Genomic DNA, 26,148 nt, shown 5'->3' on the forward strand with positions numbered 1-26,148 from the left:
GGATTGATCCGGTGGGCCGCTTCGGCTCAGTGCTCAACTCCTCCGAGGGCTCAGTCCTCGGGGAAGATCACCACGCGACGCTTCGGGTCCTCGCCCTCGCTCTCGCTCGTGACGCCCTTGACCGTCGCGACCGCGTCGTGGACGACCTTGCGCTCGAACGGGCTCATCGGCTGCAGGCGCACCCGCTCGCCGCTCGACAGCACCGACTCGGCGGTGGACCGGCCGAGCTCGCGCAGCTCCTCCCGGCGGTCCGCGCGCCAGCCGGCGATGTCCAGCATCAGCCGGCTGCGCGAGCCGGTCTCCTGCTGGACCGCGAGCCGGGTCAGCTCCTGCAGCGCTTCGAGCACCGTGCCACGGGGACCGACCAGCTTCTCCAGGTCGTCGCCGCCGTCGATGCTGACGATCGCGCGGCCCGCTTCGACGTCCAGGTCGATGTCGCCGTCGTAGTCCAGCAGGTCCAGCAGACGCTCGAGGTAGTCGCCGGCGATGTCGCCCTCTTGCACGAGAGCGTCGTCACCGCCCGCCTTCGGCTCGGCCGAAGCGCTCGTCTCTTCCTGATCGGCGTCGATCGTGTCGACCGTCTCCGACATCTTTAGTCTCCTCTCCGAACCCGAAGCGTCAGCGACGCTTCCGGCCCGACTTCCTGTTCGAGTCCTTGAGGAGCCCGGGCACCCCGGTGCCGTTCTCCTTCGATCCGTTCTGGGTCGACGTCTGCTCCGGCGCGCTCTCCGCCGCTTCGTCCGTCTTGTTCTCCGAGGAGGTGGCACCACCGGACTTGGCGGAAGACGCGGTCTGCGCGAAGCCGTGCGCCGAACCCGCCTTGGTCACCTTGCCCTGCTGCCCCTGCTGGTTCTTCTTCTGCTGCACCGGCTTCTGCCCGACCTTCGGCGCGGTCGGCTTCTGGCCCGGCTTCGGGCCGAGCGACGCGCGCTTCTCGGCGGCCTCTTCCTTGCGGGCGGCCTCTTCCTTGTCGATCTTCGTGTAGACGAGGCGCTGCTGCATGAGCGTCCAGCCGTTGTTCGCCAGCCAGTAGAAGAGCAGGCCGAGCGGGAAGAAGGCACCGAACACGAGCACACCGAGCGGGAAGATGTACATGGTGAGCTTGTTCATGATCGCGGTCTGCGGGGTGCCCGCGGCCGAGGCGTTCTGCCGGGAGACCGAGTGCCGCGCGGTGAGGTGCGTGGCGATCGAGGCGATGATCATCAGCGGCAGCGCGACCGGGAGGACCTCCCAGTGCCAGCCACCGTTCGCGACGTTGCCAGCGACGGCGCCGACGCCGTTGTTGACCGCCTCGCCCATGTTGACGCCGAACAGCTTCGCGCTGACATAGGAGTGCACGTCCTGCGCGTTGAAGAAGTAGTTCTCGGTCTTGTCCCCGCCGCCGGGGGGCGGCATGGTGAACGCGCGGAGCACGTGGTTCAGACCGATGAAGACCGGGATCTGAAGGATCATCGGAAGGCAGCTGCCGAGCGGGTTGACGCCGTGCTCGCGCTGGAGCTTCTGCATCTCCTGCGCCTGGCGCTGCCGGTCGTTCGCGTACTTCTTCTGGATCTTCTTCATTTCCGGCGCGAAGTCTTGCATCTTCTTCATCGACCGGACCTGGTTCACGAACGGCTTGAACATGATGCCGCGGACGGTGAACGTCAGGAAGATGATGCCGAGGATCCACGAGATCGCGGTCGCTTCCCCGAAGACGAACCCGAAGACCTTGTGCCAACACCACAAGATGAAGGACACGGGGTAGTAGATGAAATCGAGCACTGAGCTACTCCTCGATCGGTGTTTCAGGCGTGCGGTGCCGCCACGAGAACTTCTCGGGCACCGGGTCGCGGCCGGGCGGGGTCCACGGGCCGCAGCGAAGCAGCCGGCGCAGCGCGAGGTAGGAGCCGCGGGCCGCGCCGTGGCGGGTCAGGGCTTCGACTGCGTACGCGCTGCAGCTGGGATAGAACCGGCAAGCCGGGGGAAGAAAGGGCGAGATCGCCTTGCGGTAGAACCGCACAGGAAGGAGCAGCACCCACGCGACCGGTCCCGGCCGGGGCGGCTTCTCATCCTCTGGTGCTTCGGTGGTGCTGTGCTCGGAGGTGGCGTCCATGGCCGTTTACACCGCTGATCCGTGGTCGGGTGCCGCGTCCTGCTGACGCGGCTGCCGGGGAGCATCGGCCCGGGCCGGACGGCCGGACGGCGCGAGGCCGAGCCGGCGCAGCGCGGCGTCGAGATCCGCGCCGAGCTCCGCGCTCGAGGCGGACGCCGCCGGAGGCAATGCCCGTACCACCAACGAGCTGCCCGCGGGCAGTGTTCCGAGACGCGCGGAAACGAGGTGCCGCAACCGCCGGGTCACCCGGTGGCGCACCACCGAGTTGCCGACGGCCTTGCTCACCACAAAACCCGCCCTGGCCGCGAACGAAGCGGCCACGGACGGGTCCGTGGTCAACGCATGGACGACGAGGCGGCGCCTGCCGGCTCGGGACCCCCGGCGGAGGACGACCCGGAAGTCCTCGCTCCGCCGCAGACGTGCGCCAGCGGGCAGCACGACGCGGTTGCGCGGAGCCGGATCAGGCGGACAGCTCGGCGCGGCCCTTGCGACGGCGCGCCGCGAGGATCGCCCGGCCCGCACGGGTCCGCATGCGCAGGCGGAAACCGTGGGTCTTCGCGCGGCGACGGTTGTTCGGCTGGAAGGTGCGCTTGCCCTTGCTCACTGCTTCTCCTGTGTCTCGGCCGTCGGGCGACGGCGGATTCCCCGGCGCCCGGCGTGTCGTGCGGGTCGCACGGAAGTTCGTGCTGTCTCCTACCACCGGGTGGTCTCGTCACGACGAGCGACGACATACGTAGGCACGCGAAACGCACCCGTCGCATACGGGAGACCTTACGAGGGTACGCACCCCGGTCGTGAACGCTGCAGGCGCCCCTCCGCCACCCTCGGCGACCGACCGGCGAGACTGCCTCCTGGCACGGCGCGGCACCGAATGGCAACACGCCGTACACCGTGAAATGCTTGCGCAGCACCACGTCTTGTGGCATCGAGCAGGGCTTGTTAGCGTGCCCCTCTCGGCCTCCGGGCAGGACTGATCCGAGGTCGCCGGCGCCGGGGGGTGTGGAGGCGCCCGGGGAGTACGCCGAGCCCGCAGGTGGCGTGGCTGCGGACGGCCGTACATTAGTGCACAGCTGTGGACAACTTTGTGGATATCGCTGTGCCGTCGCGCGGGTGAGTCCGGACCGCGTGCTCGAGGCGAGCTTCCAGGACGTGCTCGGGGTGGTCCGGGGTGTGCACGCCGACGAGGGGAGGGGAGTCAGACCGGTGTCGGAGCACCAGCACAATCTGGGCGTCATCTGGGAGCAGGTGGTGCGGGAGCTGTCCGACGGCACCCTCTCCCCGCAGCAACGAGCCTGGATGCGGGTGACCCGGCCGATCGGCCTCCTCGACGGCACCGCGCTGCTCGCCGCGCCGAGCGATTTCGCGAAGGAAGCCATCGAACGCGCGCTGCGCACCTCGATCACTGAAGCACTGTCCCGCCGGCTCGGCCGTCCGGTGTCGCTCGCGGTGAAAGTCGACAGCACCGAACCGGTCGCGCCTGCGCCCCGCTACGCGGCGTCACCCGCCCGGGTGGAAAACGACGCCCCTCGGCCGGAGCCGGTGCCGCAACCGAGCCCGCACACGGAGAACGGCCAGGCCGACCACGTGCGCCCGCAACGCCCGAAGCCGATGCCGCCGCCGCGCCGGCCTCAGGTCGACGCGGCCGGTCTTCCACCGGCGCGGGTCGAACCGCCGCCACCCCCTCCGCAGCAGCCGGTGCACCCGGCCCTGGACGACATCGACGACCCGGACGAGGAAGTCGACGAAGAGGGCGAAGCCCTGGCCACCGCCAACGAGATCTGGCCCCGGTTCGCCGGACAGCCGATCGCCGGGCAGCCCTACACCGCGCCCGCGCAGCCGCAGACGTCGAAGACGAAGCTGAACGAGAAGTACAACTTCGACACCTTTGTCATCGGCGCGTCCAACCGCTTCGCGCACGCCGCCGCGGTGGCCGTGGCCGAGGCGCCCGCCCGCGCGTACAACCCGCTGTTCATCTGGGGCGAGTCCGGGCTGGGCAAGACGCACCTGCTGCACGCCGTCGGGCACTACGCGCAACGGCTGTTCCCTGGCATGCGCGTGCGCTATGTCTCGACCGAAGAGTTCACGAACGACTTCATCAACTCGCTGCGCGACGACCGCAAGGTCGCCTTCCAGCGGCGCTACCGCGACGTCGACATCCTGCTGGTGGACGACATCCAGTTCCTGGAGGGCAAGGAAGGCACCCAGGAGGAGTTCTTCCACACCTTCAACACGCTGCACAACCAGAACAAGCAGATCGTGGTCAGCTCCGACCGGCCGCCCAAGCGGCTGGAAACCCTGGAGGACCGGCTGCGGACGCGGTTCGAATGGGGCCTGATCACCGACATCCAGCCGCCTGAGCTGGAAACCCGGATCGCGATCCTCCGCAAGAAAGCGGCGCAGGACCGGCTCGCGGTGCCCGGCGACGTGCTGGAGTTCATCGCGTCGCGGGTCGAGGCGAACATCCGCGAGCTGGAGGGCGCGCTGATCCGCGTCACCGCGTTCGCGTCGCTCAACCAGCAGCCGGTGGAAGTCGGGCTCGCCGAGATCGTGCTGCGCGATCTGATCCCGGATTCGCACACGCCGGAGATCACCGCGCCGACCATCATGGGCGTCACCGCCGAGTTCTTCGACGTGACGCTCGACGAGCTGTGCGGGCCCGGCAAGACGAAGGCGCTCGCCACGGCCCGCCAGATCGCGATGTACCTCTGCCGCGAGCTGACCGAGATGTCGCTGCCGAAGATCGGGCAGACCTTCGGCGGCCGCGACCACACGACTGTCATGCACGCGGACAAGAAGATCCGCAAGGAGATGGCCGAGCGCCGGCGGATTTACGACCAGGTGCAAGAGCTGACGTCGCGGATCAAACAGCGGGCGCGGCAGTAGCCGACTGCTGCGTTTGGACACTCGCTTGTAGACACTGACCCGCCGAAAAGGACGCCACGGAGCCGCCGTGGCGTCCTTTTTTGTTGCCATGACTGGCTTCGCGCACGAAGCGTGCGTACGTACGGCTGTGCGAGTGAAGGCGCGTACGCCGATCTGTGTATCCACAGACGTCCACAGCCTGTGTACACAGAATTTCTCAAACTTATTGATACACAAGGGGTTTTCCCCAGGGTGTGGGCAGTTTGCCCACAGTGCCAACAGATCTCAGAGCTGCGACGACTCGGATTTTCTCCACATCCCGCCCACACCGAATCCACAGGTTGTCCCCAGGGTTGTCCACGCGGATTCCCCAGGTTGCCCACAGGTGATCCACAGCTGTGGTTCGTCACTCAGGAGGGCGATCCCGGCCGCTTCGGCTGCCCCCAGAGCCTGGGTACAACTCGGCCTGAACCTGGGGACAACCCTGGGGACAACTGGGCCCGACTGTGGATGAATCGAGCAGGGCTCGAAACCATCCACGGATCGGCCGAACCATCCACCGATCCGCCACCAGGGCTCTCCACAGCCCGCCGCACCCTACGACCAGCGCGAACGAGCTCTGTCCACACAATCCACAGCCCCTATTACTGCTACTGGTTTTTCATCTCTTCTAAGAAAGAACAGAACAAAAACAGGCGGAGGACGAAACTGGGGACAAGCCGAGATTCGTGTCGTCTTGTCGACAAAGTGAAGGGGAGGCCGAGGTGACGGCGACCCCGGCGACGGCCTAACGTGGATGTCTGCAGCTGGTCCGTTCCCGCGCGGGGCGGACCGGACCGGCGGGGACCCGGTCGCGCGCGGTGCTCACGACTGGTGCCCGGCGACCCCTTCACGAGCCGAGGGGCTCGGCTGTCGAAAGGAAGCGCGCATGAAGATCCGCGTCGAGCGCGACGGGCTCGCCGACGCCGTCGCGTGGGTGGCCAGAAGCCTCCCGTCCCGGCCTCCGGTGCCGGTGCTGGGCGGTGTTCTCCTCGACGCGGGCGCGGACGGGGAGTCCGACGCGCTCACGGTCTCCGGCTTCGACTACGAGGTCTCGGCCACGGTCGGCGTGCCCGCGACCATCGCCGACGGCGGGCGGCTGCTGGTCTCCGGCCGCCTCCTCGCCGACATCACCAAGGCGCTGCCCGCGCAGCCGGTGGAAATCTCCGTCGACGGCGCCCGCGCCACCATCACCTGCGGCAGCGCCCGGTTCAGCCTCCCGACCATGCCGGTCGAGGACTACCCGCAGTTGCCGTCCCAGCCCGCGCACGCGGGCGAGCTCACCGGCGACGTCTTCGGCCAGGCGGTCACCCAGGTCGCCACCGCGGCCGGCAAGGACGACACGCTCCCCATGCTCACCGGCATGCGGCTGGAGATCTCCGGCGAGACGCTCACCCTCGTCGCCACCGACCGGTTCCGGCTCGCCATGCGCGAGTTCACCTGGAAGCCGGCCGAGGGCCTGTCCGACGCCGCGGTGCTCGTCCCGGCGCGCACGCTCGCCGAGGCCGCCAAGACGCTCGGCGGCGCGGGCACCACCGTGCAGCTCGCGCTCGCTTCCGGCGACGGGCTGCTCGGCCTGTCCGGGGCCGGCCGCTACACGACCACCCGGCTGCTCGACGCCGAGTTCCCGCCGTACCGCCAGCTGCTGCCCGCGAACCACACCTCGCGCGCGGTCATCGAGGTCAGCGCGCTCACCGAGTCGATCAAGCGCGTTTCGCTGGTCGCCGAGCGCGGCACCCAGGTCCGGCTCGAGTTCGGCGACGGCTCCCTGCGGCTGTCCGCCGGCGGCGACGACGAGGGCAGCGCCGAAGAGGAACTCCAGGTCGACTACGAGGGCGAGCCGGTCACCATCGCGTTCAACCCCGGCTACCTCGTCGACGGCCTCGGCGCGCTGCACAGCGACCGGGCCGAGCTGACGTTCACCACGCCCAACCGGCCGGCGCTGATCAAGCCCGCCGACGCCGAGGGCAACGTCGTCCCCGGATATCTCTACCTGCTCATGCCGGTCCGGCTGCCGGGCTGAGCGGCGCGCGTCCAACCGAGGAAAACCGATCCAATCCAAAGGGGATCTCATGGTTCAGCTGGGTCTCGTCGGCCTGGGCAAGATGGGCTTCAACATGCGCGAGCGGCTGCGTGCCGCCGGGCACGAGGTCGTCGGCTACGACCGCAACGCCGACGTCAGCGACTCGACCTCGCTCGAAGACATGGTTTCCCAGCTGGCCGGTCCGCGGATCGTGTGGATCATGGTCCCGGCCGGTGAGCCGACCCGGCAGACCGTCACCGAGCTGGGGCAGCTGCTGTCCGAAGGCGATCTGGTGATCGACGGCGGCAACTCGAAGTTCACCGACGACAAGCTGAACGCCGATCTGCTCGCTTCGCACGGCGTCGGCTACCTCGACTGCGGCGTCTCCGGCGGCGTGTGGGGCAAGGACAACGGCTACGGCCTGATGGTCGGCGGCGCGGCGTCCGACGTCCAGCGCGCGATGCCGATCTTCGACGCGCTGCGTCCGGAAGGCCCGCGCGAGGAAGGCTTCTCGCACGCTGGCTCGGTCGGCGCCGGGCACTACGCGAAGATGATCCACAACGGCATCGAGTACGGCATCATGCAGGCCTATGCCGAGGGCTTCGAGCTGCTCGAAGCCGCGAAGACCGTCGACGACGTGCCTGCCGTGATCAAGGGCTGGCAGCGCGGCACCGTGGTCCGCTCCTGGCTGCTCGACCTGCTGGTGCGCGCGCTGGACGAGGACCCGGATCTGGACGACCTCGAAGGTTACGTCGAGGACTCCGGCGAAGGTCGCTGGACGCTGGAGGAAGCGGTCAACAACGCGGTTCCGGCCCCGGTGCTGTCGGCCGCGCTGTTCGCCCGGTTCTCCTCCCGGCAGAAGGACTCCGCCGCGATGCGTGCCGTCGCCGCGCTGCGGAACCAGTTCGGCGGGCACGCTGTGAAGAAGGCCGGGAGCTAGCTCCCGCGGTCCCCGCCCGTGTATCTGCGACATCTCCAGGTCACCGACTTCCGGTCCTGGCCGCTGGCCGACCTCGCCCTCGAACCGGGGCCGGTCGTGCTCGTCGGCCAGAACGGCCGGGGGAAGACGAACCTGCTCGAAGCGATCGGCTACGTGGCGACCCTCGGTTCGCACCGGGTCGCCACGGACGCTCCGCTCGTCCGCCACGGCTGTGAACGCGCGCTCGTCCGGGTCGCGGTCGTCAACGAGGACCGCGAGCTGACGGTCGAACTCGAGATCACGCCCGGCCGCGCCAACCGTGCCCGGGTGAACCGCGGCGCGGTCGGCAAACCGCGCGACGTGCTCGGCATTCTGCGTACGGTGCTGTTCTCTCCGGAGGACCTCTCGCTCGTGCGCGGCGATCCGAGCGAACGCCGTCGGTTCATGGACGAACTGCTCGTGCTTCGCGCGCCTCGGTACGCGGGCGTGCGCGCGGACTACGAGAAGGTGCTTAAGCAGCGCAACGCTCTTCTTAAGACTGCGGGCAAACGCCGTACTGGTCGCGAAGACCCGTACGCGCTGTCGACGCTCGACGTGTGGGACGACCATCTCTCGGTGGCTGGCGCGCAACTGCTGGCGGCACGGTTGAACCTCATCGCAGACCTCGCGCCGTACACCGCCGACGCTTATATGGGAGTCGCGCCCGACTCTCGCCCGGCGAAGATCGCGTACAAGTCTTCGCTCGGCGAAGCGCTTCCGCCGTCGTACGGCGTGCCTGGCGGAGAGCGTGCGGACGCAGAGGTACTGCGCGAGCTGTTGCTGAAGGCGTTGGCCGACACGCGGCGGCAGGAGCTGGAGCGAGGGATCAGTCTTGTCGGCCCGCATCGGGACGAGCTGGAGCTGATCCTCGGCGAAGCCCCGGCGAAGGGGTACGCCAGCCACGGGGAGTCGTGGTCGTTCGCGCTCTCCTTGCGGCTCGGAAGTTACGAGCTTCTGCGTGCCGAAGCGGGCGAACCGGTCTTGTTGCTGGACGATGTATTCGCCGAACTCGACCGCAAGCGCCGGGCTCGGCTGGCCGAGGTCTCCGCGAGCGCCGAGCAGGTGCTCATCACCGCCGCGGTGGCCGAGGACGTGCCCGAGGAGCTCGCCGGGGCGAGGTTCACAGTGGCCGACGGGGAGGTGAACCGTGTCTGAACAGCCACAACGACCACGCGGGGTGACCGGGGTCACGCGGGTTGCCCACCGATCTGGGGACAAACCTGTGGACAGTGTGGATAAACCCGGAGCCGCGTTATCGCCGCGCGTGACGAACCGGCCGGATGGCGGTCTTGACACCCCGGAAGCGGGAGATACCCCCCGAAATCCCGCGCGTGGCGCGACTGAGCGTGACAATTCCACTGGGCCGAACGGGACGGCCGCTGGGGACAAACCGAGCGGCCGCGACCTCGCGCACGCCGCGCTCGAAGCGGCGAAGGCGAAAGCCCGCGAACGCGGCGCCCCGCCGAACCTCCGGCGCGGCCGGATCAATGGCGGCGGCGGACAGAACCGGGCGCGGCGGCGCTGGTCCGGTCCGGGCGCGGACCCGCGCGACCCGCAGCCGCTCGGCCGGCTCGTGTCGCGGCTGATCTCCGACAGCGGCTGGCAGGACACGATGACCAACGCGCGCGTGTTCGGGCAGTGGGCCCGGCTCGTCGGCGAGGACGTCGCCGAACACGCCCAGCCGGTGGCGTTGAAAGACGGCGAGCTGACCGTCCGCGCGAGTTCCACCGCGTGGGCGACGCAGTTGCGGTTGCTGCAGGGCAAGTTGCTGGCGAAGATCGCCGCGGGCGTCGGGAACGGCGTGGTCAAGCGGATGCGGATCCAGGGTCCGACCGCTCCGAGCTGGCGGAAAGGGCCCCGGCACGTGCCTGGTCGCGGGCCGCGTGACACGTACGGCTGACGGGGCTTGCGCTCCGGCGGATGAGTTCCCCGAGAACCGGGCCGCGCGGCTTCGGATACGAGATGACTCAACTGAGGGTGATTTCGTCCCTCTGCGACCGGCTGAGGGGTGTCCTAGCCGCATGTGAGCGCGTGCGGGCAAGTACACTGTTGTAGTAGCGGGCGTCCGCTCGGGCGAGACGAGGAGAAACAACGCCGGTGACCGAGAACAAGAGCGAGTACAACGCGTCGTCCATCACCGTGCTCGAAGGCCTCGAAGCAGTTCGCAAGCGCCCCGGCATGTACATCGGTTCCACCGGTGAGCGCGGTCTCCACCACCTGGTCCAGGAGGTGGTGGACAACTCCGTGGACGAGGCGATGGCGGGGTACGCCACCAAGGTCGAGGTTACCCTGCTCGCCGACGGCGGGGTGCGGGTAGTCGACGACGGCCGCGGCATCCCGGTCGACATGCACCCCAAGGAGAAGAAGCCGACCCTCGAGGTCGTGCTCACCATCCTGCACGCGGGCGGCAAGTTCGACAGCGACTCCTACGCGGTGTCCGGCGGTCTGCACGGCGTCGGCGTCTCCGTGGTGAACGCGCTCTCGACGAAGCTGCTCGCGGAGATCAAGGTCGGCGGCCGCAGCTGGCGCCAGGAGTACACGAACCAGGTCCCCGGCCCGCTCGAGGACCTCGGCCCGGCCACCGACACCGGCACCACCATCACGTTCTGGGCCGACGGCGACATCTTCGAGACCACCACCTACAACTTCGAGACCATCTCGCGCCGGCTGCAGGAGATGGCGTTCCTGAACAAGGGCCTCACCCTGTCGCTGCGCGACGAGCGCGTCGCCGACGAGGAGACCGAAGAGGACGCCGCGGGCAAGCAGGCCAGGGTCAAGGAAGTCGTCTACTGCTACCCGGGCGGGCTCGAGGACTTCGTCAAGCACATCAACGGCAGCAAGGACCCGATCCACGAGAGCGTCATCTCCTTCGACGCCAAGGGCTCCGGCCTCGAGGTCGAGGTCGCGATGCAGTGGAACACCGGGTTCACGCCGTCGGTGTACACCTTCGCCAACACGATCAACACGCACGAGGGCGGCACGCACGAAGAGGGCTTCCGCGCCGCGCTCACCCGCGTGGTCAACGCGTACGCGCGCGAGAAGAAGCTGCTCAAGGAGAAGGACGCCAACCTGACCGGCGACGACGTGCGCGAGGGTCTCGCCGCGATCGTGTCGATCAAGCTGGCCGAACCGCAGTTCGAGGGCCAGACGAAGACCAAGCTGGGCAACAGCGAGGCCAAGACGTTCGTGCAGCAGCAGTCGAACGAATGGCTCGGCGACTGGTTCGAGCGCAACCCGAGCGAAGCCAAGACGATCATCAACAAGTCGATCTCGTCGGCGCAGGCCCGGCTCGCCGCCCGCAAGGCGCGCGACCTGGTGCGGCGCAAGGGTGCACTGGAGATCGGCGGCCTGCCGGGCAAGCTCAAGGACTGCCGGTCGAACGACCCCGGCGAGTGCGAGCTCTACATCGTGGAGGGCGACTCGGCAGGCGGTTCGGCCAAGGAAGGCCGCGACTCGATGTACCAGGCGATCCTGCCGATTCGCGGCAAGATCATCAACGTCGAGAAGGCCCGTATCGACCGCGTCCTCAAAAACACCGAGGTCCAGTCGCTGATCACCGCGCTCGGCACCGGCATCCACGACGATTTCGACCTCTCGAAGCTGCGCTATCACAAGATCGTGCTGATGGCCGACGCCGACGTCGACGGCCAGCACATCACCACGCTGCTGCTGACCCTGCTGTTCCGCTTCATGACGCCGCTGATCGAGCACGGTCACGTGTTCCTGTCGCGGCCGCCGCTGTACAAGATCAAGTGGCCGCGGTCGGAGCCCGAGTACGCGTACTCGGACAAGGAACGCGACGCGGTCATCCAGGCCGGTGTGGAGGCGGGCCGCCGTCTCCCGAAGGACGACGCGATCCAGCGGTACAAGGGTCTCGGCGAGATGAACGCCGAGGAGCTGTGGGAGACCACGATGGACCCGGCGAACCGGCTGCTCGGGCAGGTCACCCTCGACGACGCCGCGCAGGCCGACGAACTGTTCTCCGTGCTGATGGGCGAGGACGTGGAAGCCCGCCGTTCGTTCATCACGCGCAACGCCAAGGACGTGCGCTTCCTGGACGTGTAGGCGTCCCCCGTAACTCACTTCCCCAGGACTGCTCACCGAGAAGGACCCCATGACGGAAACCTTGCCGCCGGAACACGACCGGATCGAACCGGTCGACATCCAGCAGGAGATGCAGCGCTCCTACATCGACTACGCGATGAGCGTCATCGTGTCGCGGGCGCTGCCGGACGTGCGCGACGGCCTCAAGCCGGTGGCGCGCCGGATCCTGTACTCGATGTTCGACTCCGGGTTCCGCCCGGACCGCGGGTACAACAAGTGCTCCCGCGTCGTCGGCGACGTCATGGGCAACTACCACCCGCACGGCGACTCGGCGATCTACGACGCGCTCGTGCGGCTCGCCCAGCCGTGGTCGCTGCGCTATCCGCTGATCGACGGGCAGGGCAACTTCGGCTCGTCGGGCAACGACCCGGCCGCCGCGATGCGGTACACCGAGTCCAGGCTCGCGCCGCTCGCGATGCAGATGCTCGCGGACATCGAAGAGGACACCGTCGATTTCCGCGACAACTACGACGGGCGCACCCAAGAGCCCGACGTGCTGCCGTCGCGGTTCCCGAACCTGCTGGTCAACGGCGGTTCCGGGATCGCGGTCGGGATGGCGACGAACATCCCGCCGCACAACCTGCGCGAAGTGTCCGAAGGCGTCGTGTGGGCGCTGGAGAACCCGGAAGCGACCGACGACGAACTGCTGGCCGCGCTGCTCGTGCGGATCAAGGGCCCGGACTTCCCGACCAAGGCGATGATCCTCGGCACCTCCGGCATCGAGGACGCCTACCGCACCGGCCGCGGTTCGATCCGGATGCGCGCGGTCGTCGAGGTGGAAGAGGACGCGAAGGGCCGCACCATCCTGGTGGTGTCCGAGCTGCCGTACCAGGTGAACCCGGACAACCTGGTGGAGAACATCGCGCACCTGGTGCGCGACGGCAAGATCACCGGGATCGCCGACATCGCGGACGAGTCCAACAGCCGCTCCGGCATGCGGATCGTCATCACGATCAAACGCGACGCGGTGGCGAAGGTCGTGCTGAACAACCTGTTCAAGCACACCCAGCTGCAGCAGAACTTCGGCGTCAACATGCTGGCGCTGGTCGACGACGTGCCGCGCACGCTGCGGCTCGACCAGATCATCCGGCACTACGTGAAGCACCAGGTCGACGTGATCGTGCGGCGCACCCGGTATCGGCTGCGCAAGGCCGAGGAACGGGCCCACATCCTGCGCGGCCTGGTCAAGGCGCTCGACATGCTGGACGAGGTGATCGCCCTGATCCGGCGCTCGCCCTCGGCCGACGAGGCCCGGCCGGGCCTGATGTCGCTGCTCGAGATCGACGAGATCCAGGCCACCGCGATCCTGGACATGCAGCTGCGCCGGCTGGCCGCGCTGGAGCGGCAGCGGATCATCGACACCCTGGCCGAGATCGAGCTGGAGATCGCCGACCTCAAGGACATCCTCGCGAAGCCCGAGCGGCAGCGGTCGATCATCCGCGACGAGCTGATGGAGATCGTCGACAAGTACGGCGACGACCGGCGCACCCAGATCATCCCGTTCGACGGGGACGTGTCGGTCGAGGACCTGATCGCGCAGGAAGACGTCGTCGTCACCATTACCCGCACGGGCTACGCCAAGCGGACGAAAACCGATCTGTACCGCTCGCAGAAGCGCGGCGGCAAGGGCGTGCAGGGCGCGACGCTGAAGCAGGACGACATCGTCCAGCACTTCTTCGTGTGCTCCACGCACGACTGGATTTTGTTCTTCACGAACAAGGGCCGGGTGTACCGGGCGAAGGCCTACGACCTGCCCGAGGCCAACCGCAACGCGCGCGGCCAGCACGTGGCGAACCTGCTCGCGTTCCAGCCGGACGAGCAGATCGCCCAGGTCATCGAGATCCCGAACTACGAGGTCGCGCCGTATCTGGTGCTCGCCACGCAGCGCGGACTGGTGAAGAAGACGAAGCTCACCGACTTCGACTCCAACCGGGCGGGCGGGCTCATCGCGATCAACCTGCGCGAGGGCGACGAGCTGATGGGCGCGGTGCTGGCCGCGGCCGAGGACGACCTGCTGCTGGTGTCCGCGGGCGGCCAGTCGATCCGCTTCCACGCCACCGACGAGGCGCTGCGCCCGATGGGCCGCCCGACGTCGGGCGTGCTGGGCATGCGGTTCAACGAGGGTGACGAACTGCTCGGCATCAGCGTCGTCAAACCGGACAAGTTCCTGCTGGTCGCCACGGACGGCGCGTATGCGAAGCGGACGCCGATCGAGGACTATCCGGTACAGGGCCGCGGCGGCAAGGGCGTGCTCACCATCCAGCACGACAGCAAACGTGGCAGGCTGGTGGGGGCACTCATCGTCGACGAGGACGACGAGCTGTTCGCCATCACGTCCAGCGGCGGGGTCATCCGCACGCCGGCGCGGGACGTGCGCAAGGCGGGCAGGCAGACCAAGGGCGTTCGGCTGATGAACCTGGGTGACGGAACCACTCTTCTCGCGGTCGCACGCAACGCGGACGAGGGTTCGGACGTCGCCAATGGTGGCGAGGACTCCGCCGAGGAAGCTTCTGAAGTTTCGGCTTCCGAGAACGTTTCGGAAGAGGCGGCGGAGGCTACGCCGCAGGAGCCCACAGCAGAAGACGGCACGGCGCCGGAGCAGTGATCGGCGCCCCACGCACGGGTAAGGACTGACTCAACGTGGCACCATCCGACAAGGCCGACGACGCGTCGGCCAACCCGCCCTGGCAGCGCACCGCCAAGGACGGCGGCGGCGACTCCGAGGCCATGGCCACGGCGCGGATCGCGACCGAGGACGTGCCCACCGCGGCTCCGGAACCGGCCGCCGCGGTCGAGAACGACTACCCGGTGAGCGGCACGGCGGCGCCCCGTCTCTTCGGAGGCGAGGCCCCGCCGCCTGCGGCCGACGTGCCGGCCGCCGGCCGCACCCGGCCGACGCCGAGCGCACTGCGCCGCCCCGGCCGGGGCCCGCGGCGGGCGAGCCTGCAGATCAAGCGGTTCGACCCGTGGTCGGTGCTGAAGCTGGCACTGGTGCTCGGCGTCGCGATGTTCTTCGTGTGGCTGGTCGCGGTCGGCGTGCTCTACACCGTGCTCGACGGCATGGGCGTGTGGGACAAACTGAACGGCACGTACTCGTCCCTGGTCGGCGGCGAGGGCGCGAACGCGTCCCCGGAACCGCTGATCAGCGCCGGTCGTGTGTTCGGCATCGCGGCCATCATCGGGGCGATCAACATCGTGCTGGTGTCCGCGCTGGCCACGGTGAGCGCGTTCATCTACAACGTGTCGGCGGACCTTGCGGGCGGGCTGGAGGTCACGCTCTCGGAGCGTGAGTAACCCCGTTGCAAGAGCGGATGAGGGGTCCGGTAGAGTACTCCTCGTTCGACGGGCCCATAGCTCAGGCGGTTAGAGCGCTTCGCTGATAACGAAGAGGTCGGAGGTTCAAGTCCTCCTGGGCCCACATTTTCCGGAAGGCCGGTTCGCAGCTCCTGCGGACCGGCCTTCTGCTATTTCGGATGACTGACCGGCAACGCGGTCGCCACAATCAACCGCATGCAAACTCCGGCGCAGATCCGTCACCGGCTGAGCCGCGGTGTGGTCGCCGCGCAATGGAACGACCAGTCCGCCTTGGCCGAAACCGAGGCTTGGCTGGTTTCGGTCGAGGCGCGCGAGATGCTGCGGATCGACTACTACTCTCGCCAACCCCGCTTCGAGAAGCCGGTGCTGGGACCGCTGAAGGAGCGGAAGCTGGATCGCGCTCCGCTGGTCGTGCTGGTGCTGGCTTCGATGCACTACGACGGGCGGCTGCGGGAGCGTGCGGTTCGCCGGTTGAGCGCTTTGGACGGTGCGTTGAGCGACCGGGCGTTGGCGGTCCGGGTGACCGACCACGTCGAGGTGATTCGCGAACTGGCCGCGCAAGAGGTGCTGCGGCGTACGACGTTCGCACAGGCCGAGCAGATTGTGCCGTTGTTGCAGCGGATCTCGCAGCGCTGGCGAGGTTCGGAGGTTCTCGGGCGCTATCTGCGTGCGCTGGTTGACTCGAATGACGAGGCTTCGGCGTGGGCGTGCTTGCGAAGCTCCGGAAACTTCGAGGTACGGCGAGCCGCGTTCCGGCACAGCTTCGAGTCCGGGCTGCTCGGCTTGCCGGACGCGGTCCGGTTGCTGCCGCGGGAACGGGACCAGGTCGTCCGGCGGCAGTTGATCCGGGTGATCGCCGACCTGGCGGCACCGGACGTCATCGCCGAGTTGTTGCTTCGCGGCCGGTCCGCGGAGAGCCGGGTGCTGGGGTTGGTGAAGCTGACCGCGGCGCAGCTCGATCCGGTTGTGGTGGAAGAACTTCTGGTCGATCGGTCGGTGCTGGTGCGGATGTGGGCGCGGGTGCGCTGGCAGGAAATGGGGCGGGATCCGGTCGCGGTCTACGCCGGGATCGCGCGTTCTGCTGCCGAACCGGTGGTGCGGGCTCGCGCGTACGCCGGGCTCGCGGAGACCGGGACTGAGCTTGACCGGGCGGAGATTGTCGGGCTTGCGCGGAGCGCGGAATTGCCGTTGAAGAAGGCGGGGTTGTCGTTGCTTCGTGGCAAGTCGGTCGCTTCGGACGTGCCGTGGCTGCTGGAGGAAATGACTGGCGACCATTCGGTCGCGGCACGGTTGGCGGGCGAAGTGCTCAGCGGCAGTCCGCAGCTGTGGTCGCCGGCGGATTTGGCTGTGCTGAAGGATTCCGCGGATGCAGCGGTTCAGCGTCGGGCTTGGTGGCTGCATCGCAGTCTTGGCGGATGGGAGGTCGTGATCGCCGATCTGGAGTTCGGGGCGGTGTGGGACCGGGTGGTGCTGCCGATGTATGTCGGGCCCACTGACTCGCAGCGGCAACGGATCGCGGATCTGCTCAGGACGCTTCCCCTTGAGCGGCAACAGGTTTCGGAGATCGCCTTTGCCGCGGGGCTTCCGGCATGAACGAGGAGCTTGGCGAGGGCTGGGACAGCGTCGCGACGTTGGTGGACGGACGGTGGGTAGAGCGGCGACCCAAGCGGGACGAGGTGCGTGCGTGGCTGCTGCGGGAGACGCGGGTGTTGCCGTGGCTGGCGTCGCAGCTGCCGTTGGCGGTGCCGATTCCGTTGGTGTGGCAGGAAAATCCGTTGGTTGTGCGGCACGAACTAGTGCCGGGCGAGCCGGGTGAACTGACCGCTGAGGACGGCCGGGTGCTCGGTCGGTTCCTTCGTGCCTTGCACGGCGCGGACGTGGGCAAGGCGCGGGAACTCGGTGCTGAGCCGGAAATCCTGGCGCTCGATGCTGTCCCGCCATTGCTTGGCTCGTTGGCGGAGCGCGGCCGCGAGCTGCTGGCGGAAGTCCAGGACTATCCAGCGGACACCGTTATCCACGCCGACCTCGGGCCGGAGCACCTGCTCAAGCACGACGGCCGGTTGAGCGGGGTGATCGACTGGTCCGACGTGTCGATCGGCGACCCGGCGCGGGACCTGGCGTGGCTGCTGTTCCGGACCTCGGCGGAGTGCGTCGAGGCATTCTCCGCGGAGTACGAAGTCACGCCGGAACTCCGTCGCCGCGCGTGGGCGTGGAACCAGCTGGGTCCGTGGTACGAGGTGACGTACGGACTGGAGAACGACCGGCCTGACCTGGTCGAATCGGGTCTTGCCGGCACCCGCGCCCGGCTCGCGGAGACGGGTCAGCCCTGCCGGGAAGAGAAGGACCGGCAGGGCTGAGTCGGGCACGGCCGCTAGGCCACCGGGTGCAACGGACCGCTCACTCCGGATATTCCCGGTGTTCCACGTGGAACGACAGCCGGAACCGCTGGACGGGACGCGCGACGGGTCCGGTAGCATCGTGGGGTAGCGCAAGCACTCAGAAGGGGGCTTCAGGTGAAGAAGCTGTTGGCACTCGCGGTCGTCGCGGGCGGCGTCCTGTTCGTCGTCAAGCGGAACAAGGCGGCCAAGGCCGAGGCTGACCTGTGGCGGGAAGCCACCACGCCTGCCGCCCCGTCGGCGAACGGCAGCGCGCCGGCCAAGGCCGCGGACGCGTCTCGTAACTGACCTGTCTTTCGCGGACCTCGGTCCGCACCCGGGCCTGTAGCTCAATTGGTAGAGCACCGCCTTTGCAAGGCGGGGGTCAGGGGTTCGATTCCCCTCAGGTCCACCATGTTTGACCAGGTACTTTAACTCTATCGCCGCGAGTTTAGTGATCTCTGTCAGTCATTGTGACGGCGAGTGCTCTCAAGATCGTGGCGTGGCGCAAAGGTCTGGCGACAAGCCCCGCGAACGCGGGCACATCCGACAACGGGGCAACTCGTTCCAGGCCTGTGTGTACGCCGGAGTTGACCCGCACACCCGCAAACGGCTTTACCTCACCGACTCAACGACGGACGAGAAGGAAGCTGAGCGGATCCGGACCCGGTTGATCTCCGAGGTCGACGAGGAGCGCCACGCTCGAACGAAGGGCAGCTTGCGCGTCGCGATGGAGGATTGGCTGCGGCTGACCGAACTCGGCGATGAGACCCGCGACACATACAAGATGTACGCCCGTCGTTTTTCAATTCTGCGTTTGGTGCCGAGCCGTTGGCCAGGATTAAAGCGCGCACCCTAGAGCAGATCTATGCTGACCTGCGGCACCGTCGCGGAACAGCCTGCGGGCGAGACCCGCGATTCCACGGAGACGGCCGTCGCCGACGTGCGGGAACGTCACCACGGCCGGACCGGTCGCCGAGCACTCGACCGAAACCTGGGTGCCGACGGCGGCCGAGACCGCCGAGAAGATCGACCGCGCCCAGCGGGCGCTGCGGGAAGTCCGGGCCCCCGACACCGCCCGCGCCGCTGAAGAGGCACAGGCAGCGGAACTGCACCGTCGCAACACCGTCGACGCGGCCGAAGCCGCAGCCCGCGGCTACGACGACACGGCGGTGACGTCGTAGCCGGGCCACAGCCCCGTGCCGGTTCGGGGACCGCGATCGGCGGCTCCCCGGACCGGTGCCACGCCCACGCGAACGTCTCGTGCACCGCCAGCAGCCAGCCCGGTCGCGCGGCCAGCTACGCTGGTTCCGGGCTTTTGCCGAAGGGACGACGGCACGTGCGCCCAGTTCGGCATGCTCATGCGCGCCTGCAGGAGTACCCCTGCGGCGAGTGCTGTCCCGGAATCCTCTGCGGCACTGGAGAAGTTCCTTCGTTCCCGGTCGGCGCTCGACCGGGTGCTACGCCGTGGCCAGTCCAAGGTCGACCAGCTGGCGCAGGTCCGCCAGCCTGGCTGCGAAGTCCGCCCGCATGCGCCCCGCGACCAAGACAGTCGAGTCGTGTTGATTCTTGACCACCCGCTTGAGCAAGCGCTGCTGCGTCCCGGACAAGGCGGACAGGTCGGCGTGCTCAACGTGTTTCTTGTGAGCCAGGAACTGGGACTCAGGGTTGCGCCGGATCAGGTCCCCCGGCAGATGGAATAGGTCGCCGCTGCGGAACTTCGCTTCGGAGATGTCGAGCGCGAACTCCCCAGCAGCTCGGAGCCCGGCATAAAACTCCAGCTCGGAACGGGCGAACGCGGATCGAGTAGTCTCTGGGTAGCTGGGGTGCCAAAGGCCGTTGACGATCCAGGTTCCGAGGCGGCCTCGCAGGACCACGTTCCGGAACAGACAGCCTTCCAAGGCCATCGGTGTCCCGGTGGTGGAGTTCGTGATGGTGACATCCTCGAACTGCACACCGACGACGCTGTTGTTGATGAACTTGCTTCCGGTCACGGTCGTGTCGGTCACTCGCACCGGTCGGCTCGCGTCGCTCTGGTCTCCGAAGACGCAGCCGAAGAACTCGCAGTTCTTCACGGTGATCCCGCTGAACACCCCGGGGGCGTTCAAGCGGCGCAGGTGGTGGAACTGCCTACCGGTGTAGGTCGTCCCCGAGTACGCGGCTTGCACGGTCGGACTCTAGCCCGGCACGCACCGGAAGCCGAAGGTCCGGTGTCGCGCCGGGCCGCGCTTGCGTCCCTGGGCGTACCGCCGTCCGCAGCCGCGCCGCGTGACGAGGGACAAGCCCATCGGCACGCCCCTGTCTACTGCCTGGTGCCTGGACTGCGACGAGGTCGTGGCCGCGGTGCAGGTGTTCAAGAAGGCCGGGACCGACATGGGCCGCTACGGGATCAGGACCGGCCAGTACGTGTACCGGTGTCCGCGCAGCTCGCGCGGGCACCGGGTGGTCGAGCCCGAAGTGCTGCCCGCCAGCACGGTCATCGACTGGTCGCTCGACCCGGGGCAGCGGATCGGGGAACGCGTCGACGGCAAAGGTCGCCCGGACCCGCTGGCCGAGGCGACCCTCGCCCGGATCGAGGCCGGGCCGCGACGGCACGCGCGGCCGCTGCTTGCCCCGGCGGGTGGGACGTGGCGGCAGGAGGCGACCAGCGTCGACGTTTCGATGCCCACACGCACCACGCGCGACACCGACGCCCTGGTGGTGCCGCCGCTGGTGGTGCCGGTCGCGAAACGCGCCGGCGTCGACACCGCGACCGCGTCGAGCAGCCGCTGCGGACCCAGACCTGCCGCCGCGAAACCGCGATGGTGATCCAGCCGTTCGTGTCCCTGCTGCGCGGCGGCGGATCGAAAACCGCCGCCTATCCCGTGCACGGACCGCTCCCGATCGTGTCCGCCCAAGGCAACCACCACGGACTCGTGCGACCCGACGCTTAGGCGACGAGCATGCTGCTGGCCTACTACTCCAACGGCCCGGCGCGCCCGGACAGCGAACCAAACGGCACGCTGACCACCAAGGACCGCTACGCCCTGGTCGGAGACACCGCCGCGGCCGTCAAGCAGTGCACGTTCCGGATGCTCGCTCCGCACGAAATCGCCGCTGGCATGGGATTCGCCAAGGACTACCAGGTGAAAGGCTCCAATCGTGACCGAGTCCGCGGCTACGGCAACGCCGTCAACCCGCCCGCCGCCGAAACCCTCGTCTCCGCCCTCGTCGAAACCATCAGCGGCGAGGACATCTGCGCCAATCGCTGACACACGGCAATGGCCGGGCTGCCTGAAGACCTGCGGGACTTTCGGGGCAGCCCGGCCGTTTGCGTCGCGGTCGAGGATGACGGCGAAACCCGTGGATGCGGAGGCGGGCCGGGAATCCGCGCCGGTGACCTCTAGTCTGTGAGCAGCATCGCCACGAGGCACTTCCTCTCGGCTGTGACGGGAGACCGTCCCGTCACCTGTGGGGTTGACAGTCCCACGGAATTTGGAAGGTGGTGATGCCAGATGATGGGCGCTTTTGGTGACCCGTCGTCGCACGCGGAGCGATCCGCGAGCGAGATGCCTGCCGGGCGATCGGCAGGCGAGCGGGACGGGCTCACCGTCAGGATTTCAGGTCAACTGACCCTGACGGCGACCCGCTTGACGATGTTCGTTCTGCTGGTGGCGAGCTTGGTGGGCCTACACCTGCAGTGACGTCGTCGTTCCCGGGCGGGCGGCCTTCGGGCCGTCCGCCCTTCCTTCCAACCTGGCAAGACGACGATAACCCATAGCGTATGACTGCAGTACTGCAAGACGGCATTACGGCAAAGCGGTATTGCGGTAAAGCGGTAGTCCGGGACGCCCCGGCGAGTGTGTCCCGCTGCCGAGCAACCGCCTGGCGTTCGGCGTCGAAGAAGCCGAAAAGCGGACGACTGAGCACCGGCCGGATGGCTTCAGCGACGTTGGTTGTTCGCATCCGACATCGAGCAGGTGGACCCGTCTGGTGCTTTGTGTGCTGGGAAGCGCCCGTTCTTGTTCAGTGTCATCCGCTTTTTGCCGCAGCAGGGGCAGGTTTGGCCGCTGCGTGGTCGGGAGCAGCGGTGAACGGTCGCACGGAAGCGGGTTCCGCCTGAGCCGTCGCAGGGCAACTGCTCACGGTGTGTCAACATGCCTTTGGTTGCTTCGGAGTAGTGGACCGGCACGATGCCGCGTTGGGTGAGTCTCACCCGAAAACAGCAGTACTCGCAGTGCACCATCACCACAGTCGTCGCCCTTCTCGTCGTCCCTCGTTCTTCGATCTTGACCCTTTGCCTGCTGGACGTGCGGTACCGGACAGTGGATAACCGGCAGTCCTCCGGGGCCCTGGCCGTACGCGCGTGAAACGCGAGCATCGTTCAGCGTCTTCAAGCTCGTTGCCACCATCGGCGGCGGCGCTGGGCTGGCGGACTGGGCCGCCCGCCGTTATCGGCGTCGCGCTGCCGCTGGGTGCTGAGTTCGCGTTCGGCTATCGCGCCGCGGTCGTGCGCGCGCGGCGGCTCGGCCAGGGTGATGCCCGCATCGGTCAGCATGGTCAGATCCAGTGACCACGAAGTCCGTGAGCGGAACCTCCACACCTCGAACGCCTCCCGGACGTGTTCGCGCGCGGCCTGTTCGCCCATGCCCGTCACGGTGCGCAGGTGCATGAACGCGGCCGCGTCCCGGCCGCGGACCTGTGCCAGGCCGTAATGGGTGGCCTGATGGCAATCGGTGCACAGGCAGATCAGCCGGACAAGCTTTTGCGTCCTGGTCGCCGAGTCGAACGACCATCGCTCGTGCGCTTCCAGCCATCGCTTCGCGTCGCGGTCCTCGCTGCGCCTGCACGCTTCGCACCTGGACTGAGCACGACGAAGCAGCATGCGCCGCAACCGCTCCCAGTCCTGAACGGAGACGCAGGAGCGCACGTTAGTAAACCAGCACGAACTCGGAACGAGATCAATGAACAGGCCCGAGCCGAAGCCGTGGTCTTCCCCGGGCAGCAACTCCGGGACCTCCTCGCGGGCGGCCCACCGTGCCAACCCTGCAATCCCCTGCCGCGGCGCATACCAGCGTCTCGCAGCCTGATCCCACCGCGCCCCAATCGCTTTCGCGTCGTCCTTTTCCTGGAACGGCACGTCCAGCCAGATCCGGTCCTCCGTCACGAGTCCTCCCCTTCCCGCGTACTCTCGTCCAGTAACTACGGCCAGTGTGCAAGGCGACACTGACAGGGATAGCGATTCAGAGGGCACCGTGACCCGGATGGAGCACTCGCGCGATACGCGGCATTTCCTGTCAGGTCTCGGTCCTACTCTTAGCTGATGTCCGAACTGCAGGCCTTCGCCGACGAGTCGTTCCACGAGAACGACGGAGGGGGCTTCTACGTGTTCGCAGCCGCGGTGCTGCCGGTCGACCGACATTCAGATCTGCGCGAGGTGATGCTCGGGCTGCGCGGGTCCCGCACTGGCAAGCTGCACTGGCAGGTGCTCACGGATGCGCAACGGCACGAGGCTGCCAAACGAGTCGCCGACTTCGACGAACTGCACCTCGTGGCCGTCGGGACTCCGGTGCCGCTGCGTCGCCAGGAGCGCGGCCGCGCCCTCTGCCTGCAACGCCTCGTCTCCGACTTGCACAACATCGGCGTCGCGCACCTGATCGCGGAAGGTCGAACAACAGCCTTGAACGCACGTGACATCCGCGCAGTTCAGCAGGCCCGCTACGCGCTGCCGAAAGGCGCACGGTTCAGGATCGACCATGTCCCAGGGACGGCCGAGCCGCTGTTGTGGGTAGCCGACATTGTGGCCGGTGCCGTCCGCGCGAAGCTGCACGGCTGCGACGCCTGCTTCGAGCCACTTGCCGACTGCGTGATCGAAGTCGAGGTCGAGACCGGATGTTGACCTCGGTGCATGCGTAAGGCCAGGGTCCCGGTATTCCCCGGGTGCACCTGGCCTTGCGACTCGTGCAACGTCCACGACGTTGCACTCTCACGAGGGATAGACCTCTCCTCTGTCGTGACAACCTGGGTTGTCACGACATGTACAGAATAACGCAGACTATCCACCACTATCCACTCATGCTGCAGTCCCTTGCCGAATCAGTGGCATTGGGTCGCCTGGCGTGCGTAAGCCGTAGACGTACTGGATCCAGTTGCCGAATATCGAACATGTGTTCCAGTGTGGGCATGTCGGACAGGTGGGGGGAAGCATCCACTCGGCTCTGTCTTGAGGAGCACGCCATGGTCACTCAACACGAGAAGAAGCTCAAGCGCGCTGAGGTCGCGAAACGGATCCGGGAGCACGCCGCTGCGGTGCATGCGCGGGCGGTGCGGGTGCCGTTCTAGCATGACGACGACACCGGTCCGGTACCAGTGATGCGCGGCACCGACGGCGAACTGCTGATCACCTTCCACGGCGAGTGGGGGCTCCTGACATGGCGCGCTGGCTCGACATGCTTGACCGGATGCCCGGCATGGCACTGGCCGACCTGATCCAGGCCTCGGCCGACACTGCGGAATTCGATCCCGGGCGGGAACGGGTGCTCGTGCTTTTGCAGGAGATGGGACTCGAACCGAAACCTCGCCGGTCCCGTCGGAGGTGACTGCCTGTCGAGTTCGGGAGCGACCGACACCACTTTTCGTCGTCGGAGAGCCAGTCTGCCTGCGGGTTAGCCTCGTCGGAACGAGCGACGAGAACGGAGACCCGGGGATGGCCGACGAGCAACCGGAAGCGAACGCGGGGAACTGCTACCGGTGCGGCGACAACCCGCACGGCGAAGACGGGGTCCTGTGCACGCCATGCTTCGACTACCTCGCGAATCGCCCAGCGAGCGAGATCTACGCGGTGCTCCCGTCCGCAGCGGCGTAGCCGATGTGGCCTGTCCTGGCGGCTCGCCGAACGGTGCCACCATCGAGAGCGCGATCGTTAACTCGCGGCTGTTGCCGGATTCGGTCTGATCGACCACCCTGGCGGGGAAGCCGCCGGGCAGAACTCTGCGGCTCCACCCGGCGGGCTCTGTAGCTAGCGCAAGTAGTGCTGCGCGATCGGGGTGATCAATGGGATCAGCGCGATCAGCAGCTTCAGGTACTGCGCTTGGAGTTCGACGGAGCGGCGCCGGCCAGGGCCCTTACCCCTGGTTTGGCGCTTACTCCGTCGTTTAGCCCGGTCATTCACAGTGGATCTCCCGTACGGGAAGCCTCGGGTTCGAGGCGAACGTGTTGTGGCGCAGCCGGCTACGCCACAACGGTTGTCGAGCGTCTCGGAGCTTGTGGCCCTCGAACGCCTGGGCGACATGTTGGATCCCCCGGAAGCTTGAGGGCAAATCCGCCTGGGGACCGGCATGTGGACAACCTGTGGGCAAGCGGCTCATCCTGCGCATATTGCTCCCCAAGTTACCCACATGCATAGGGGCAGGAGCTCGAATCTTCGTATATCCGCAGGTCAGTGTTGTGCGTAGCCATGGGGCTACATGGATGTAATTCGTCCGGCGTGTCGCGAGAAAAAGGTTCTTCGGCGTGTCGCGCGGCGTACATTCGACCCGTGGACGAGGGACACGCCAACTTGATGCGGGTGGCTGCGGGCGAAGTCGCTAGCAATGTCGCCAATGAGGTTACGAAGACCATGGCGATGTATCTGGGCATGGATCCGACCTCAGCTGCTGCGATCGGAGGCATCGCAGCAGGCTTCAGCAAGACGACGGAAGCAGCGTTTGTACGACTGATGGATCGTCGGCGCGCACGTGTGGAGTTGGCGTTAAGCGCCACCAGTCAAGACCCTGATCACCTATTCACAACTGCCATGGGTAGCGACCGCAAGCTCGAGCTTCTCGGTCGTGCCCTTGAGGCCGCCCAGCTGACGGTCGACGAGGAACGTGTCAGGTTTTATGGCCGCATCGCAGAAGAAGGAGTACTGGCTTCGGACGACGCAGTCGTCGACGAAAAAGCTCGGATGTTCTCGGCCGTCGCCGCGCTCGATCCTTTCGACCTGAAGGTTCTTCTTCTAATGGTCACCGATCGTGCCTGGCAGAAGCGTGTGCCAGCAGGTCAGAACAAGGTGGTAGCCGACGAGTTGCCCGAAGTGGCTCACGTTCTCGACGCGATCTTCGCTCGGCTGGAGCACCTTGGAATGATTACCGGTCAAGGCGAAGGCGGCTTGATGTGGGGCAACGAGTGGACGGTCACTAAGTTCGGCCACCTGTGCGTGGACGAGCTGCGTCGTCTTGGCGGGCCGCCATCTATGGCTACGTAGGACCGCAGACTCACAGTTAACTGACAGTTCTTGCAGCCAACGTTTCACAACCTGGTCCACGAACTGCTGCCCACCGGTGCCGGGCACGCCCATTTTGGCGCAACTGCTGCCTGCCGTGACCAGGCGTTCCGCTCATTCCCATGCCAGCATTCGAAC

27 protein-coding genes and 2 tRNA genes are annotated in these 26,148 nt (G+C 67.4%); 22 read left to right on the plus strand and 7 right to left on the minus strand.

Annotation, left to right across the window (positions count from 1 at the left end; translation table 11 throughout):
• Positions 1-50: 50 nt before the first annotated feature.
• The 5 genes from ACWGIC_RS09525 to rpmH are packed head-to-tail and all read right to left on the minus strand — an operon-like array spanning position 51 to position 2,696.
• Positions 51-590: a Jag family protein gene (locus tag ACWGIC_RS09525; protein WP_452075452.1), complete on the minus strand. Its 540-nt coding sequence runs from the start codon at positions 588-590 to the stop codon at positions 51-53.
• Positions 591-618: 28 nt separating this feature from the next.
• Entirely contained in the window at positions 619-1,761 is a 1,143-nt protein-coding gene (gene yidC, locus ACWGIC_RS09530; RefSeq protein WP_452075453.1) for a membrane protein insertase YidC, read from the minus strand.
• 4 nt (positions 1,762-1,765) lie between these two features.
• Positions 1,766-2,092: a membrane protein insertion efficiency factor YidD gene (gene yidD / locus ACWGIC_RS09535; protein WP_452075454.1), complete on the minus strand. Its 327-nt coding sequence runs from the start codon at positions 2,090-2,092 to the stop codon at positions 1,766-1,768.
• Between the two features lie 6 nt (positions 2,093-2,098).
• Positions 2,099-2,530, minus strand: coding sequence for a ribonuclease P protein component (gene rnpA / locus ACWGIC_RS09540; RefSeq protein WP_452075455.1), 432 nt, complete (start codon positions 2,528-2,530; stop codon positions 2,099-2,101).
• 22 nt (positions 2,531-2,552) lie between these two features.
• Positions 2,553-2,696 (minus strand): 50S ribosomal protein L34, encoded by a 144-nt coding sequence (gene rpmH, locus ACWGIC_RS09545; protein ID WP_037363527.1) that lies wholly within the window; start codon positions 2,694-2,696, stop codon positions 2,553-2,555.
• A 599-nt stretch (positions 2,697-3,295) separates the two neighbouring features.
• Between rpmH and dnaA the strand changes: the two genes are divergently transcribed.
• The 15 genes from dnaA to ACWGIC_RS09620 all read left to right on the plus strand — a co-directional run bounded on the left by dnaA (position 3,296) and on the right by ACWGIC_RS09620 (position 18,952).
• Positions 3,296-4,975: a chromosomal replication initiator protein DnaA gene (dnaA, locus tag ACWGIC_RS09550; protein WP_452075594.1), complete on the plus strand. Its 1,680-nt coding sequence runs from the start codon at positions 3,296-3,298 to the stop codon at positions 4,973-4,975.
• Between the two features lie 907 nt (positions 4,976-5,882).
• The gene (gene dnaN, locus ACWGIC_RS09555; protein ID WP_037809143.1) at positions 5,883-7,016 is read left to right on the plus strand and encodes a DNA polymerase III subunit beta; all 1,134 of its coding nucleotides are present in this window, start codon (positions 5,883-5,885) and stop codon (positions 7,014-7,016) included.
• 49 nt (positions 7,017-7,065) lie between these two features.
• Positions 7,066-7,956 carry a phosphogluconate dehydrogenase (NAD(+)-dependent, decarboxylating) gene (gnd, locus tag ACWGIC_RS09560; protein ID WP_452075456.1) on the plus strand — a complete coding sequence of 297 codons (891 nt, stop codon included), beginning with the start codon at positions 7,066-7,068 and terminating at the stop codon, positions 7,954-7,956.
• An 18-nt stretch (positions 7,957-7,974) separates the two neighbouring features.
• Positions 7,975-9,129 carry a DNA replication/repair protein RecF gene (recF, locus tag ACWGIC_RS09565; protein ID WP_452075457.1) on the plus strand — a complete coding sequence of 385 codons (1,155 nt, stop codon included), beginning with the start codon at positions 7,975-7,977 and terminating at the stop codon, positions 9,127-9,129.
• Between the two features lie 109 nt (positions 9,130-9,238).
• Positions 9,239-9,874, plus strand: a complete 636-nt coding sequence (locus tag ACWGIC_RS09570; protein ID WP_452075458.1) for a DciA family protein — start codon at positions 9,239-9,241, stop codon at positions 9,872-9,874.
• A gap of 197 nt (positions 9,875-10,071) precedes the next feature.
• Positions 10,072-12,039, plus strand: coding sequence for a DNA topoisomerase (ATP-hydrolyzing) subunit B (gene gyrB / locus ACWGIC_RS09575; protein WP_452075459.1), 1,968 nt, complete (start codon positions 10,072-10,074; stop codon positions 12,037-12,039).
• A 49-nt stretch (positions 12,040-12,088) separates the two neighbouring features.
• Positions 12,089-14,683 carry a DNA gyrase subunit A gene (gene gyrA / locus ACWGIC_RS09580; RefSeq protein WP_452075460.1) on the plus strand — a complete coding sequence of 865 codons (2,595 nt, stop codon included), beginning with the start codon at positions 12,089-12,091 and terminating at the stop codon, positions 14,681-14,683.
• 35 nt (positions 14,684-14,718) lie between these two features.
• Positions 14,719-15,372, plus strand: a complete 654-nt coding sequence (locus tag ACWGIC_RS09585) for a DUF3566 domain-containing protein (protein ID WP_452075461.1) — start codon at positions 14,719-14,721, stop codon at positions 15,370-15,372.
• A 50-nt stretch (positions 15,373-15,422) separates the two neighbouring features.
• Positions 15,423-15,496: transfer RNA gene (locus tag ACWGIC_RS09590), tRNA-Ile, on the plus strand.
• A 92-nt stretch (positions 15,497-15,588) separates the two neighbouring features.
• Positions 15,589-16,986 (plus strand): hypothetical protein, encoded by a 1,398-nt coding sequence (locus ACWGIC_RS09595; RefSeq protein ID WP_452075462.1) that lies wholly within the window; start codon positions 15,589-15,591, stop codon positions 16,984-16,986.
• Positions 16,983-17,750, plus strand: a complete 768-nt coding sequence (locus ACWGIC_RS09600; RefSeq protein WP_452075463.1) for a phosphotransferase — start codon at positions 16,983-16,985, stop codon at positions 17,748-17,750. The genes ACWGIC_RS09595 and ACWGIC_RS09600 overlap by 4 nt, the downstream gene beginning before the upstream one ends.
• Before the next feature lie 156 nt (positions 17,751-17,906).
• Entirely contained in the window at positions 17,907-18,077 is a 171-nt protein-coding gene (locus ACWGIC_RS09605; RefSeq protein ID WP_020663676.1) for a DLW-39 family protein, read from the plus strand.
• Positions 18,078-18,107: 30 nt separating this feature from the next.
• Positions 18,108-18,183, plus strand: a tRNA-Ala gene (locus ACWGIC_RS09610).
• An 87-nt stretch (positions 18,184-18,270) separates the two neighbouring features.
• Positions 18,271-18,627, plus strand: coding sequence for a hypothetical protein (locus ACWGIC_RS09615; RefSeq protein WP_452075464.1), 357 nt, complete (start codon positions 18,271-18,273; stop codon positions 18,625-18,627).
• A gap of 139 nt (positions 18,628-18,766) precedes the next feature.
• Entirely contained in the window at positions 18,767-18,952 is a 186-nt protein-coding gene (locus ACWGIC_RS09620; protein ID WP_452075465.1) for a hypothetical protein, read from the plus strand.
• Positions 18,953-19,228: 276 nt separating this feature from the next.
• On the opposite strand, the gene ACWGIC_RS09625 is transcribed toward ACWGIC_RS09620, so the two are convergent.
• Entirely contained in the window at positions 19,229-19,936 is a 708-nt protein-coding gene (locus ACWGIC_RS09625) for a hypothetical protein (RefSeq protein ID WP_452075466.1), read from the minus strand.
• 100 nt (positions 19,937-20,036) lie between these two features.
• Here ACWGIC_RS09625 and ACWGIC_RS09630 point away from each other — a divergent pair, with 100 nt between their 5' ends.
• The 3 genes from ACWGIC_RS09630 to ACWGIC_RS09640 all read left to right on the plus strand — a co-directional run bounded on the left by ACWGIC_RS09630 (position 20,037) and on the right by ACWGIC_RS09640 (position 22,117).
• On the plus strand, positions 20,037-20,576 hold the full coding sequence (locus ACWGIC_RS09630; RefSeq protein WP_452075467.1) for a hypothetical protein: 540 nt from the start codon (positions 20,037-20,039) through the stop codon (positions 20,574-20,576).
• Positions 20,577-20,710: 134 nt separating this feature from the next.
• Positions 20,711-21,019 (plus strand): DNA cytosine methyltransferase, encoded by a 309-nt coding sequence (locus ACWGIC_RS09635; protein ID WP_452075468.1) that lies wholly within the window; start codon positions 20,711-20,713, stop codon positions 21,017-21,019.
• A 933-nt stretch (positions 21,020-21,952) separates the two neighbouring features.
• Positions 21,953-22,117: a hypothetical protein gene (locus tag ACWGIC_RS09640; RefSeq protein WP_452075469.1), complete on the plus strand. Its 165-nt coding sequence runs from the start codon at positions 21,953-21,955 to the stop codon at positions 22,115-22,117.
• A gap of 23 nt (positions 22,118-22,140) precedes the next feature.
• On the opposite strand, the gene ACWGIC_RS09645 is transcribed toward ACWGIC_RS09640, so the two are convergent.
• Positions 22,141-22,914: a DUF5710 domain-containing protein gene (locus tag ACWGIC_RS09645; RefSeq protein WP_452075470.1), complete on the minus strand. Its 774-nt coding sequence runs from the start codon at positions 22,912-22,914 to the stop codon at positions 22,141-22,143.
• 156 nt (positions 22,915-23,070) lie between these two features.
• Here ACWGIC_RS09645 and ACWGIC_RS09650 point away from each other — a divergent pair, with 156 nt between their 5' ends.
• The 4 genes from ACWGIC_RS09650 (at position 23,071) to ACWGIC_RS09665 (ending at position 25,992) form a co-directional block, all read left to right on the plus strand.
• A complete protein-coding gene (locus ACWGIC_RS09650) occupies positions 23,071-23,646 on the plus strand; it encodes a hypothetical protein (RefSeq protein WP_452075471.1) in 576 nt (191 codons plus the stop codon).
• A 562-nt stretch (positions 23,647-24,208) separates the two neighbouring features.
• Entirely contained in the window at positions 24,209-24,346 is a 138-nt protein-coding gene (locus ACWGIC_RS09655; protein WP_452075472.1) for a hypothetical protein, read from the plus strand.
• Positions 24,347-24,453: 107 nt separating this feature from the next.
• Positions 24,454-24,612, plus strand: coding sequence for a hypothetical protein (locus ACWGIC_RS09660; RefSeq protein ID WP_452075473.1), 159 nt, complete (start codon positions 24,454-24,456; stop codon positions 24,610-24,612).
• A 672-nt stretch (positions 24,613-25,284) separates the two neighbouring features.
• Positions 25,285-25,992 (plus strand): hypothetical protein, encoded by a 708-nt coding sequence (locus ACWGIC_RS09665; RefSeq protein WP_452075474.1) that lies wholly within the window; start codon positions 25,285-25,287, stop codon positions 25,990-25,992.
• Positions 25,993-26,148: the final 156 nt, after the last annotated feature.

This window comes from Amycolatopsis sp. NPDC054798 (assembly GCF_053611505.1).